15 protein-coding genes and 1 pseudogene are annotated in these 12,577 nt (G+C 43.3%); 7 read left to right on the top strand and 9 right to left on the bottom strand.

The genetic code is table 11. The features are described from left to right. The first annotated feature begins 69 nt into the window (after nucleotides 1-69). Genes B4K20_RS13245 through B4K20_RS13225 form a run of 5 tightly spaced genes read left to right on the top strand, consistent with a single transcriptional unit; the run spans nucleotide 70 to nucleotide 4,748 of the window. Entirely contained in the window at nucleotides 70-1,779 is a 1,710-nt protein-coding gene (locus B4K20_RS13245; protein ID WP_289283227.1) for a proline--tRNA ligase, read from the top strand. A 10-nt stretch (nucleotides 1,780-1,789) separates the two neighbouring features. Beyond that, nucleotides 1,790-3,313 (top strand): fumarate hydratase, encoded by a 1,524-nt coding sequence (locus tag B4K20_RS13240; protein WP_289283226.1) that lies wholly within the window; start codon nucleotides 1,790-1,792, stop codon nucleotides 3,311-3,313. Nucleotides 3,314-3,338: 25 nt separating this feature from the next. Then, complete coding sequence (locus B4K20_RS13235) at nucleotides 3,339-3,803, top strand: CopD family protein (protein ID WP_286304289.1); 465 nt, start codon at nucleotides 3,339-3,341, stop codon at nucleotides 3,801-3,803. 2 nt (nucleotides 3,804-3,805) lie between these two features. Further along, nucleotides 3,806-4,480, top strand: coding sequence for a lytic transglycosylase domain-containing protein (locus B4K20_RS13230; RefSeq protein WP_289283225.1), 675 nt, complete (start codon nucleotides 3,806-3,808; stop codon nucleotides 4,478-4,480). Further along, nucleotides 4,470-4,748: a hypothetical protein gene (locus B4K20_RS13225; protein WP_289283224.1), complete on the top strand. Its 279-nt coding sequence runs from the start codon at nucleotides 4,470-4,472 to the stop codon at nucleotides 4,746-4,748. The genes B4K20_RS13230 and B4K20_RS13225 overlap by 11 nt, the downstream gene beginning before the upstream one ends. Here B4K20_RS13225 and B4K20_RS13220 read toward each other — a convergent pair. Further along, entirely contained in the window at nucleotides 4,740-5,294 is a 555-nt protein-coding gene (locus tag B4K20_RS13220; RefSeq protein WP_289283223.1) for a retropepsin-like aspartic protease family protein, read from the bottom strand. The genes B4K20_RS13225 and B4K20_RS13220 overlap by 9 nt on opposite strands. Before the next feature lie 76 nt (nucleotides 5,295-5,370). Here B4K20_RS13220 and B4K20_RS13215 point away from each other — a divergent pair, with 76 nt between their 5' ends. Beyond that, a complete protein-coding gene (locus B4K20_RS13215; RefSeq protein ID WP_289283228.1) occupies nucleotides 5,371-6,156 on the top strand; it encodes an NAD(P)H-binding protein in 786 nt (261 codons plus the stop codon). Then, on the top strand, nucleotides 6,149-6,607 hold the full coding sequence (locus B4K20_RS13210) for a YchJ family protein (protein WP_289283222.1): 459 nt from the start codon (nucleotides 6,149-6,151) through the stop codon (nucleotides 6,605-6,607). The genes B4K20_RS13215 and B4K20_RS13210 overlap by 8 nt, the downstream gene beginning before the upstream one ends. Here the strand turns inward: B4K20_RS13210 and B4K20_RS13205 are convergent. From B4K20_RS13205 to B4K20_RS13170, 8 genes and pseudogenes are all read right to left on the bottom strand, one after another. Then, nucleotides 6,604-8,322 (bottom strand): lysophospholipid acyltransferase family protein, encoded by a 1,719-nt coding sequence (locus B4K20_RS13205; protein ID WP_289283221.1) that lies wholly within the window; start codon nucleotides 8,320-8,322, stop codon nucleotides 6,604-6,606. The two genes, B4K20_RS13210 and B4K20_RS13205, sit on opposite strands and share 4 nt — an antisense overlap. 87 nt (nucleotides 8,323-8,409) lie before the next feature. Next, nucleotides 8,410-8,922 carry a YqhA family protein gene (locus B4K20_RS13200; protein ID WP_289283220.1) on the bottom strand — a complete coding sequence of 171 codons (513 nt, stop codon included), beginning with the start codon at nucleotides 8,920-8,922 and terminating at the stop codon, nucleotides 8,410-8,412. 21 nt (nucleotides 8,923-8,943) lie between these two features. After that, nucleotides 8,944-9,324: an aspartate 1-decarboxylase gene (gene panD / locus B4K20_RS13195; RefSeq protein WP_091714420.1), complete on the bottom strand. Its 381-nt coding sequence runs from the start codon at nucleotides 9,322-9,324 to the stop codon at nucleotides 8,944-8,946. 51 nt (nucleotides 9,325-9,375) lie between these two features. Further along, on the bottom strand, nucleotides 9,376-10,230 hold the full coding sequence (gene panC, locus B4K20_RS13190; protein WP_289283219.1) for a pantoate--beta-alanine ligase: 855 nt from the start codon (nucleotides 10,228-10,230) through the stop codon (nucleotides 9,376-9,378). After that, nucleotides 10,230-11,024: a 3-methyl-2-oxobutanoate hydroxymethyltransferase gene (gene panB, locus B4K20_RS13185; RefSeq protein ID WP_289283218.1), complete on the bottom strand. Its 795-nt coding sequence runs from the start codon at nucleotides 11,022-11,024 to the stop codon at nucleotides 10,230-10,232. The genes panC and panB overlap by 1 nt, the downstream gene beginning before the upstream one ends. A gap of 2 nt (nucleotides 11,025-11,026) precedes the next feature. Continuing rightward, nucleotides 11,027-11,686 (bottom strand): deoxynucleoside kinase, encoded by a 660-nt coding sequence (locus B4K20_RS13180; RefSeq protein WP_286304281.1) that lies wholly within the window; start codon nucleotides 11,684-11,686, stop codon nucleotides 11,027-11,029. Beyond that, nucleotides 11,686-12,171: a 2-amino-4-hydroxy-6-hydroxymethyldihydropteridine diphosphokinase gene (gene folK / locus B4K20_RS13175; protein WP_289283217.1), complete on the bottom strand. Its 486-nt coding sequence runs from the start codon at nucleotides 12,169-12,171 to the stop codon at nucleotides 11,686-11,688. The genes B4K20_RS13180 and folK overlap by 1 nt, the downstream gene beginning before the upstream one ends. After that, nucleotides 12,171-12,577, bottom strand: a pseudogene (locus tag B4K20_RS13170) (polynucleotide adenylyltransferase PcnB); the annotation flags it as partial. The pseudogene B4K20_RS13170 and the gene folK, both read right to left, overlap by 1 nt.

Below are 12,577 nucleotides of genomic sequence, written 5' to 3'. Positions count from 1 at the left end.
CTTCTAACTTTTTAGAACACTCACAGCCTTAGGGCTAAACCATTATTATTACAGGAAAAATAAAAACACATGCGCGCCTCAAACCTGCTTATTTCCACATTAAAAGAAACACCAGCAGACGCAGAAATTGTCAGCCATCAATTAATGCTCCGTGCCGGACTAATTCGTCGTCTGGCATCAGGCTTATACACATGGTTGCCAATGGGATTGAAAATACTCAGAAAAACTGAAGCCATTGTCCGTGAAGAAATGGATAAAGCCGGCGCGCAGGAAGTGTTAATGCCTTCAGTTCAACCTGCAGAACTCTGGCAAGAAAGCCAACGCTGGGAAAAATATGGTCCCGAATTATTACGCATTACCGATCGTCATCAGCGTGAGTTCTGCTATGGACCGACCCATGAAGAAGTGATCACCGATCTGGTGCGCCAGGAAATTCGCAGTTATAAACAGTTACCGGTCAACTTTTATCAAATCCAGACTAAGTTCCGTGATGAAATTCGTCCACGTTTTGGCTTAATGCGTGCCCGTGAGTTTTTGATGAAAGATGCCTATTCCTTCCATTTGGATCAGGCTTCTTTGCAAGAAACCTATGACAATATGTATGCGACATATTCTCGTATTTTCAGTCGCATCGGCTTGGAATTCCGTGCTGTTCAGGCTGATACTGGCAGTATTGGTGGTAATGCCTCACATGAGTTTCATGTATTAGCCAGTTCCGGTGAAGATGCTATCGCCTTTAGTGATAAAAGCGATTATGCCGCTAATGTTGAATTAGCTGCAGCCATCGCCCCACAAGGTGAACGTGCAGCTGCAACTGAAACCTTGACCGTGGTTGAAACACCTGCTCAGCACACTATTGATGATGTTAGTCAGTACCTTGATATACCCGCTTCACAATGTCTGAAAACGCTATTAGTTGAAGGTGCTGAAGAAGGTTCGGTTGTCGCTCTGGTTGTTCGTGGCGATCATGAACTCAATGAGATTAAAGCTGAAAAACACCCTCTAGTAGCCGCACCACTCACCTTTGTTACTCCTGAAAAAGTACTTGAAATCAGTCATGCCAATATTGGTTCGGTTGGGCCTGTAGGTTTGACCATCCCTGTTATCGTTGATCATGCAGCTGCGTTTGTCAGTGACTTCGTCTGTGGCGCCAATCAGGATGATAAACATTTAACTGGCGTGAACTGGGGGCGTGATTTAGCTGAACCTGAAACAGCAGACTTGCGTAAAGTGGTGGCTGGTGACCCAAGTCCAGATGGCGATGGCACATTAGAAATCGCACGCGGTATTGAAGTGGGTCATATATTCCAGCTTGGTGAAAACTACAGCAGTAAATTAAACGCGGTTGTGTTGACAGAATCCGGCAAATCACAAGTTATCACCATGGGTTGTTATGGCATTGGTGTATCACGGGTTGTCGCTGCTGCAATTGAACAAAATCATGATGATCGCGGCATTATCTGGCCAGAATCTATTGCGCCTTACCAAGTAGTTTTAGTGCCTGTTAACGCACATAAATCAGTTCGAGTTAAAGAAAAAGCTGAAGAAGTCTATCAGCAGTTGCTTGATGCTGGTGTCGACGTATTACTTGATGATCGTGGTCTGCGTCCTGGCGTTGCCTTTGCTGATATGGAATTGATTGGTATTCCACATCGGCTAATTTTAGGTGAACGCGGATTGGATAATGGCATGATCGAATACAAAAACCGTCGCAGCGGTGATGGCGAAGAGTTTGCGATTGAGGATGTGGTCAGCATCATCAAACAAAAATTGAGCTGAGGTTGAATACATGACAGTCATTAAAGAGACTGACTTTATCGACAGTATTGCAGACGCACTGCAATTTATTGCCTGTTATCACCCAAAAGATTTTATTCAGGCAATGACAGCCGCTTACGAGCGCGAACAATCCATTGCGGCAAAAGATGCTATCGCACAGATTCTGGTGAACTCCAGAATGTGTGCCGAAAACAATCGCCCTATTTGTCAGGACACAGGCATTGTTAATGTCTTTGTCAAAGTGGGCATGGATGTGAATTGGGAAACCACTAAAAGTCTTGACGTTATGGTGAATGAAGGTGTGCGTCGTGCCTATCTTCATCCTGATAATGTGTTACGGGCTTCGATTGTGTCTGATCCCATCGGTCAACGGAAAAATACTGGCGACAATACCCCGGCGGTTATTCACACTGAACTGGTCATGGGAAATCAAGTCGACGTTCTTATTGCAGCCAAAGGTGGCGGCTCAGAAAACAAAGCCAAATTCACCATTCTGAATCCAAGCGACAATCTGGTTGATTGGGTATTAAAAACTGTACCCACCATGGGCGCAGGCTGGTGTCCGCCAGGTATGTTAGGTATTGGTATTGGTGGCACAGCAGAAAAAGCGATGCTGATGGCAAAAGAGTCGTTAATGCATCCCATCGATATCCAAGAATTAATGGATCGCGGTGCAGAAACGGCGGCTGAAAAGCTACGTATCGAATTGTATGAAAAGGTTAATCAACTGGGGATTGGTGCGCAAGGACTGGGTGGGTTAACCACGGTACTGGATGTCAAAATCAGTGATTATCCAACGCATGCTGCCTCATTACCTGTCGCCATGATTCCAAATTGTGCCGCCAGCCGTCATATCCACTTCACTCTAGATGGGTCTGGTCCCGCTGAGTTTGAACCACCCTCCATGGATGACTGGCCAGATATTACCTGGGAAGCCGCAGAAAATACTCGTCATGTTGATTTGGACAATATATCAGCAGATGACATCGCTGAATGGCAGCCTGGTGAAACGCTCTTATTGTCAGGCCATTTGTTAACAGGACGTGATGCGGCGCACAAAAAAATTGCCGATTTACTGAATAATGGTCAGTCGTTACCTGACGGGCTTGATTTCAATAATCGCTTTATCTATTACGTAGGTCCTGTCGATCCGGTTAAAGGTGAGATTGTCGGTCCTGCAGGTCCAACAACAGCAACTCGAATGGACAAATTCACAGATATGATGCTGGAACAGACCGGTTTGTTAGGCATGATTGGTAAAGCGGAACGTGGTGATGAAACAGTCGCATCAATAAAACAACATCATTCGGTTTATCTGATTGCCATTGGTGGCGCAGCGTATTTAGTGTCAAAAGCTATTAAATCATCACGTATGGTGGCATTCGAAGAACTGGGTATGGAAGCTATCCGCGAATTTTATGTAGAAAATATGCCCGTCACTGTGGCTGTCGATAGTGAAGGTCATTCGGTACATAAAACAGGTCCAAGTGAGTGGAAAATTAACATTGCCGATATACCTATAAACACGAATTAACAAAACATATAAAGAGAGCCTACTTATGATAATTGCCTTACCTTTACACCTGTTAGCTGCCGTGATTTGGGTGGGGGGTATGTTTTTTGCCTACACCGCCCTTCGTCCTGCAGCAGTTGAACTACTCACTCAGGAACAGCGTCTGCCTCTGTGGGCAGGTGTCTTAAAAACATTTTTCAATTGGGTCTGGTTGGCTATAGCAACCCTATTGCTTACTGGCGTGTGGATGATTTCTCTACTAGGTGGCATGGGCGGCGTTGATGGAGTCGGCATTCATGTTCATATCATGTTATTGATTGGCATCTTTATGATGCTCATTTTTATGCATGTATTTTTTAATCCATTCAAAAAGCTGAAATGGGCAGTAGTAGAGCATGACTGGATTGCAGGCGCTACAGCCTTAACGCAAATACGTAAACTGGTTCTGCTCAACCTGATCTTAGGTCTTATCACTATTCTGATAGCCAGTTCTGGACGTTATTGGTTTTAGACATGAATACGCTGATGAAATGGTCCTTGCTCAGTCTGATGGTGTTTTTAAGTCAGCAGACTGTGGCAGACACCATTCAGCGAATCCAAAACCCGGATGGTTCCATTGAGTTCAGTAATGTTAGGCAAGCCACATCACAGACTGTCATATACAAATCACAAACAGGTGAAGGGTTTGTTTTTTCAGATCAAAAACCTGCACATGGTCATTTCGAAATTTTAAAATACAGCTGTTATGCCTGTAATCCCTCATCAAAAATAAACTGGCATACCATTAAACTGGATTTTTCATCCTATGCTGACGAAGTAAAACGCTATGCCAAGAAATATAACGTGGATGCCGCCTTGGTCAGAGCCGTTATTCATGCGGAATCAGCGTTCAATAAAAAAGCGATTTCCAGAACTGGCGCTCAGGGCCTGATGCAATTAATGCCAGGTACAGCCAAAGACTTAGGTGTGGATAAGCCTTTTAATGTCGACCAAAACATAGAAGGCGGTGTTAAATATCTGGCGGAGCTGCTATCTTTATTCAAAGGCAATACTCGCCTCGCCACAGCTGCTTATAACGCAGGACCCAATGCCGTGAAAAAATATAATGATGTTCCCCCATACTCCGAGACAAAAGTTTATGTAGAACGTGTGAGCATTTTGCATCAACGTTATCAACATGAAAGTTAGAAAAACCAAAAAATGGCTGGCTGAAAATGACCATTTAATCCACGCCACCATGCAAAAAGTGGCTTCACATGTGCAGCGTGAAGAAGGTGAGTGGGTATTGAATACCATTACATTAGAAGGTCAGGATGTCCCCTTTAAATACAAACGCCGACGCCGATATAAATCATTAAAAGGCGCGCGGGTAGATATCGTCTATTACCCAGATAAAGAAGTGATTGCCCGCATGACTTTCGAATATATGAAAGTAGTTAAGATTGCCTTATCCTGACACCGGTACACGTAGCGTCATCACACCATTACGCTGAGTAATATCGAGATGCTTCATAAAACTCATACCTAATAAAACCACACCATCACTCATATGCGGATTAATACTCGCATCGACATGCTCTAAGGTAATACCACCAAGACGAACCGTGTCGACATCGGTCTGAAATACCGGCACCACACCATTAGCTGTCGAGACCATCGATGTAGCGCCTTTTTTTAATCCCGCCGCTTCTGCGATAGCAGCAGGAATACTGACATTAGTAGCACCTGTATCCAGTAAAAAATTAACAGGGTGACCATTGATATAGCCAGGGGCCAGATAATGGCCATCACGGTTACGTTTTAATGTGACTTCTCCGGTGCCTGAATTTGCGGACATCAAAGCCTGATTCGGATTGTCACGCTGTTGAATATAGCCATTAAAGAATAAGGTAAGTGACCCCATTAAGAACAGCCAGAACAATATGGTGACAATATTGCCGGAAAATAATTTTGATATATCAGGTGCACTCATACCTGCTCTTCCCCTTATATTTGTCGCCATAGTATAAACAACCATGACAATAAGACTAATGCTTGATATGGTGTCGCCATCTGAATAATTCAATTAGAGGTGTGTCATTAATACCATCAGTATTCTTGGTAGTGGTTGGTTAGGCTTACGCTTAGCAAGACAGTTACAAAGAGCTAATACCGAGATTAAACTCTCGACACGTGACTCAGAAAAACAGTCTTTATTGGTTGAACAAGGCTTTGATGCCTATCAAATCGATATTGAAACACCTGCTGACTTTAGTCAGTTTCTGGACGCTGACACACTCATTATCAATATCACCAATAAAAATAAAATGGCATATGAGCAGCTGATCAAACAGATTGAACAAAGCCCGATTAAACAGGTGTTATTTATCAGCTCCAGTTCTGTTTACCAAAATACCAATGACTGGGTTAGAGAAGAACGTCAATATGAAAACGAAGAGAGTATTCTGTGGCAAATAGAATCCCTGTTTAGGCAGTCTTCGGAGTTTTCCACTAGCATTATTCGCTTCAGTGGCTTGATAGGCCCACAACGTCATCCAGGCCGTTTTTTCAGAAATGGCAAGCAAGTACAACAGGCGGATGCCCCGGTGAATTTAATTCACCTTGATGATTGCATCGGCATCATTGAAAAGCTATTGGAGCAACAAGTCTGGGGAGAGGTACTTAATGGCTGTGCAGACACACATCCAAGCAAAAAACAATTTTACCGCCATGCAGCAGAGCTAATGAACCAGCCTGTACCAGACTTTAATCAGGATAATACGCCTTCCTATAAAATCGTCAGTAACGATAAAGTGAAAACATTACTGTCCTATCAGTTTCAGTATCCAGATTTAATGTCTATTCCCGCTAGTGCTTATGAATAATCACTTATGTCCCTGTCTCAGCCAGCTTCCTTACAGCGAATGCTGCCAACCGCTTCATAAAAAACAACAGCGTGCAGAAAATGCTGAGCAACTGATGCGCTCGCGTTACAGTGCTTTTTATTTGGGTGAGATAGACTATTTAATTGCCACATTGCACCCATCAAAACGACGTTTAGATGAACGAGAACTATTGCAAAATACGATTAATACCACGCAATGGTTAGGACTGAAGGTACTGGATCACCAGCAAAAAAATGAACTGGCTGAGGTGGAGTTTGTTGCATTTTATGAAGATAGCCCGGTAGGCCAACTACACGAACGCTCACGGTTTACCTGTGAAAGTGGTGAATGGTTCTATCATGATGGGATTATTCTACCCGCGATAAAACTAGGCAGAAACGATCCCTGTTTCTGCGGTAGTGGAAAAAAACTAAAACATTGTCACGGTTAGTCATTACCCAGATAACGTTTTCTTTTGGCAGGTTTTAGTTTATCCAAATCCACCATCACCAGACCATCAATACAATGACCAAAATCAGCGTCGATATTAAAATCTATAAAGCGAACCCCACCTTCTTCACAGACATCGGCATACTGTTTATATAAGGTGGGGATAGTGACATTCATATGCGTCAGCTGCTCACGCATGGCAGTAAAATCAGCCTCGGCGTCTGTACCGCAATAGGTTTGCAACACTTGTTGTTGCAGGCTTCGCTCAGCAATATACGAATTTTTCGCTATCGCTAAGTGTTTATCATCTGGAAAATAGTGTTGATAATAACCAACGATTAACGCCTTAGCGAAATCAGGATAACTGTTTGATAAACTAACAGGTCCAAATAGATAGCGGATATCAGGGTATCGTTTCAGGTAAGCGCCAATGCCATACCATAAATAATCCAGGCTACGTCGGCCCCAATATTTTGGACTGACAAAACTCCTGCCCAACTCAATTCCCTTTTCAAAAAATGGCTGCATGGCATCATGGTCGTATGAAAATAACTCCTGACTATAAATTCCTCGGCTGCCTGCTTGCGACAGTATATTATTCACTTCACCAATTCGGTAAGCGCCAGCGATTTCTAATTCGTTTTCATCCCATAGAATCAGGTGCCGGTAATCGCGATCATAACGATCAATATCTCGCCTTTTTCCTGTACCCTCGCCGACCTGTCTAAAAGTAAACTCACGTAAACGACCGACTTCATGCATCACGGCTGAATCGGGTTGATAGTCAAATAAGTAAATCTTTTTATTATCTGCTGTCTGGCCTAATAACTCCGCCGATTGCAACTCACGTTTAATATTACGACGGTCCTGTGGGTGAGCTATAGTTTGCTCTGTAACAAATAACGGTTTTTTACCTTTTGCCATCCGATAGAGGTGGCGGCGTAATAGTTTAGCCTTTTCTGCTTTCACCAATGGCAGTTGGTCAACTTGTTTATAAGGAATAGGTTCGCCAACACGCATGGTGATGTTCTTTGAGTTTTTATTAAACATCTCATGCGCCAACATCATGCCAGAAAGTGGTTTATAGACCATGGATGCACTGTAGAACAAGGAAGAGTTTCTGGCACCGACATAGATAGGCAGAATAGGTGAGTTGGTTTTCTTAGCAAAATTCAGAAAACCGGTATTCCATTTACCATCACGTACACCACTAGGACGAATGCGCGATACTTCACCCGCCGGGAAAACAATCACTGCTTCTTCATTATTCAGAGAATCAATAATGCGAGAAATACTACTTTTGCGTGTGGATTTCGATAAATTATCGACAGGTAAGAACAAAGAGTCGACCGCGTTAAAATTCATTAACATATCGTTTGCGACGATTTTGACATCACGGCGGACTTCACCAACCAATTTTAATAATGACAAACCATCCAGCGCACCCAGTGGATGATTAGCAACAATGACCACCCGCCCTGTTGCCGGAATATTATTGCGATCACGGTGGCTAATGCTGTAACTGAAATTGAAATAATCCAGCACCTGCTCAATAAAATCGAAGCCTTTTAAATCCTGATGCAACTCGAGGAATCGATTCACTTCCTGCTCGTGTGTAATTTTACGCAGAAAGCTAATCGTCGATTTTTTTATCCAAGGACGGGAGCGTTCGAATTTAGGAAATTTTTGTTGAACGGCTTGTTCGATATTGAGCATGTTTTCTCTCTATGCTTGCAGACAGCTTGCAAGCATAGAGAGAAGATATGACAGCCTTATAACGTTTTAATGACGTTTTTGTGACGATTAGTGGTCGTCAGCGTGGGAGAAGTATAAAGCCAGTGCGATAAGGCCAATACCACCAGCAAGCGCCAGCAAATCAAGCGGACCGTGAAAGTCCATGCTAATGGCATGTTCGAAAAAGTTAACAATCAGAATCATCAAAACAACACGGCCTAAACGTGCTTTTAGATCATCCAAACTGTGAATAGCTAATACTTTTGAGTTCTCACTCTCTTCTGCTTCTTCGATTTTACTGATAAACAGCTCATACAAGCCCAGAGAGAAGATAAACAGTACGGTCGCCAGCAAATAGCCATCAATCACCTCAACGACGTGTGCCACGGTTTCAGCACGAAAATCCTTTCTGGCATCACCAATCAGATCAGGTGACATGTATTCGCCAAGATGAGAAAGTAAATAATAGACATCAACCGTTGCCATATAAAACATGGCTAATGCGGTAATCAGACTAGCGATAACAGCTATCAGTACAACAAAACGACTATTCCAGAGCGCTTTTTCAAACAATCTTTCCATTGATTTAGTACTCGTTTCTTTTTATGCAGCTTGAACAGGAATAGCGTGACGCATGTGTGTGATATCGTTTTTTTCGTCGAGATACACCAGTGTTGGCTTAAAGTTTTCGACTTCTTTGGCATCAAGTGTTGCGAATGCACAAATAATTAAACGATCGCCTGGGGAAGCTTTATGGGCAGCTGCACCATTGACTGAAATGATATTTGAACCATCTTCTGCGCGAATAGCGTAGGTAGTAAAACGTTCGCCGTTGGCGACATTGTAAATCTGGATTTGCTCATATTCATGAATACCAGCGGCTTCCAGTAACTTACCGTCAATTGCACACGAGCCTTCATACTCCAACTCGGAATGAGTCACACAAGCACGATGTAATTTTGCTTTTAAAAAGGTCAGTTGCATAGCCAGAATGTTCTTATGAAATAGCCCAATATTATCGCTTTTTAACAAAAATCAGGCAAGGTCACAGGCAATATTATCTATTAATCTTACGCTTCCCAGCCTTGCAGCCACAAAAATACGAATGTGTTTGTCATTGGCATTAGCCAGTTCCAGATCATTTGCGCGACGAATATCGACATACTCAGGTTCCAGTCCCGCTTTTTGTAACTCTTCTTTCGCCGTCGCACAAAGTTGATGGAAGTCAGTAAGGCCATCTTCTTCAATAGCTTGCTTCATTGACAGCAGTGTTTTATAGATCAACGGCGCTTGAACTAATTGTTTTTGGTTCAATAAGCTGTTTCTGGAACTCATGGCCAGTCCACTCTCATGCCTTTTTGTTGGCACGCCAATCACATCTACCGACAAATTTAAGTCCGCCACCAGTTTCTTGATTAACATTAATTGCTGGTAATCTTTCTCACCAAAAATGGCAATATCAGGCTGCACCATATTGAATAGTTTTGTTACAACGGTAGCGACGCCATCAAAGTGGCCAGGACGACCTTTGCCGCAGAGCTTATCATCGACACCAGGAACAATGACTTTGGTTAACGATGCCATACCATTCGGATAAATCATTTCCTCAGTCGGCGTAAAAATCAGCTCACAATCGAGTTCACTCAATAACTGGATATCTTCATTCAATGTTCGGGGATAATCAGAAAGATCCTGTTTATCATTGAACTGCAGCGGATTCACAAAAATGCTGACGACAACGCGATCCGCCAGCTCACGCGCTTTTTGTACTAAAGAGAGATGACCTTCATGCAGATTGCCCATTGTCGGTACTAATGCAATCACTTCATTCTGTTGACGCCAACTTTTGATGCGGGTTCGTAATGCTCCCAAGTTTTCTGCTATCGCCATTAGAACTGCTGCTCCGCATTAGGAAATGCACCTGATTTCACCGATTGTACATAGCTTGTCAGAGCGGCTTGTATTGAGCCAGTATCCGCTAAAAAGTCGTGACTGAAGCGTGGTCTTCGGCCAGGCGTTAAGCCCAACATGTCATAGATTACCAACACCTGCCCATCACAGTCGCTACCAGCACCAATACCTATCACAGGAATATCCAACTGTTTGGATACAACGGCCCCTAAGGTTGCCGGTACGCATTCCAATACCAGCATATCTGCACCAGCTTCTTGCAGACTGATGGCATCGGCAATCAATTCTTCTGCGGCCTGTGTTTCACGACCCTGCACGATGTAACCACCTAACCGATGAACTGACTGAGGTAATAACCCTAAATGTCCACATACGGGTATGCCACGTGCAGTTAGCTGTTTAACTGTATCGGTGATGACGGCGCCACCTTCCAGTTTGACCATTTGAGCGCCGCCTTCAGCCATCAGGCGAGCAGCGTTTTTGATAGCTTGTTCAGCGTTGGCATAACTCATAAACGGCATATCAGCGATGACAAATAACTTATCACTACCGCGGATCACATTAGCCGTGTGATAAATCATATCGTCAACACTTACAGGAACTGTACTCTCTTGTCCCTGGATAACCATTCCCAAAGAATCACCTACTAGTAGAACATCCACACCGGCTTGCTCAAGTGCGTAACTAAAGCTCGCATCATACGCAGTGAGTACAGCAATTTTTTCTTGCGCCGTTTTCATTTGACGCAGATGTTTAAGACTAATACGGCTCATGATTATTTCTTCTCTGAGACGGGTAATGGATTGTAATAATGACGACCACTTTGAATACTGCAGATTTGTTCAAGTAATTGCAGATAATCTTGATCACCATTCACTAGATCAATTTGTTCAGCATTCACAATCAATAACGGCGACGCATCGTAATAGTGGAAAAAATCCGCGTACGTATCAGCTAACCGTTTCAGGTAGCCCTCTTCCACGTGTTGCTCATAGCTAATGCCACGTTGAGCAATACGCGATTTCAACACTGGCAATGATGCTTGCAGATAGATGACTAAATCAGGGGTTCTATGGTGTAACGTTAAATTATCATAAACCATATTATAGAGCGCTAACTCATCGTCATCTAAGGAAATTTGAGCAAATAACTTATCTTTCTCTACCATGAAATCAGCGATGTGCAAGTCGTTGAATAAGTCATCTTGATTGAGTGTTTTACCCAACTTAACGCGTTGCATTAAAAAACTGAGCTGTGTTGGAAGAGCGGATTGTTTGGGATAAAGGTAAAATTTTTCCAGAAAAGGATTTTGTTCTGGCTGTTCGAGTAGAACAGAGCCGGAAAAACTCTCAGCCAGACGTTTTACCAGATGCGTTTTACCTACGCCGATAGGTCCTTCAACCACAATATAACGATGTGATAGTGAGTGATTCATTATTTATGCGTTTCCACTTTTCTCAAGCCATCTAAAGGACAGTTTTGCTTGATTACTGATAGCTGACCTTGTCCAGGAATAGTTAAGTCAGCAACAATTTCGGCTAATGGATAGACAACAAAAGCCCGTTCGCTTAAGCCTGGATGAGGCACCTTGAGTCTGTCATCATCAATAACATAATCGGAATACACCAAGATATCGAGATCCAACGTGCGTTCGCCCCAATGGCGTTTCTTCACCCGGCCATGTTTCTGTTCAAGTTGTTGCAGGTTATCAAGCAATACATGTGGCGGCAATGCTGTATCCACCTCGACAACCGCATTCACATAATCCGGCTGATCCTGAGGCCCCATTGGCGGGCTATGATAAAGCGATGATTGATGTAAAAGACGTGTATCTTCGAGTTTTTTTATATCTTCTATCGCTGTCAAAATTTGTGTCTGCGGGTCGTCTAAATTACTTCCCAATCCAATAAAAACCTGCATCAATTTTGTTCCGACTTTTTCGCTGCGGGTCGTCTACGGCGTCTACGGCGAGGCTTTTTGACGCTGCCCTCTTTGCCCAGAGCATCGACCATGGACTGTTGCTGTTTCACTGTTTCTGTCTGAAATTTTGTCCACCAATCTACCGTTTCACTCAACGGTTCACCAGCTTGAGCTCTTAATGCTAAAAAGTCATATCCAGCACGAAACTTGGGATGCAATAATGTTTTGAATGCTCTTTTTCCCTGACGCTTCAATAGGCGGGGCTGCAAAGTCCAAATATCTCGGGTGACCAGACTATAACGCTTGGGAACAGCAACACGTTGGATCTGTTCTCCAATAATTTCAGATGATGCACGCTGCATCGCTGGAATTTCTGGCATGCCATTAGTCATCAATAAAACCGTAC

Source organism: Methylophaga sp. UBA5088 (assembly GCF_002414625.1).
Classification (GTDB): domain Bacteria; phylum Pseudomonadota; class Gammaproteobacteria; order Nitrosococcales; family Methylophagaceae; genus Methylophaga; species Methylophaga marina.
Note: the sequence above shows the minus strand (reverse complement) of the source record. Positions and strands in the feature narration are given on the sequence as shown.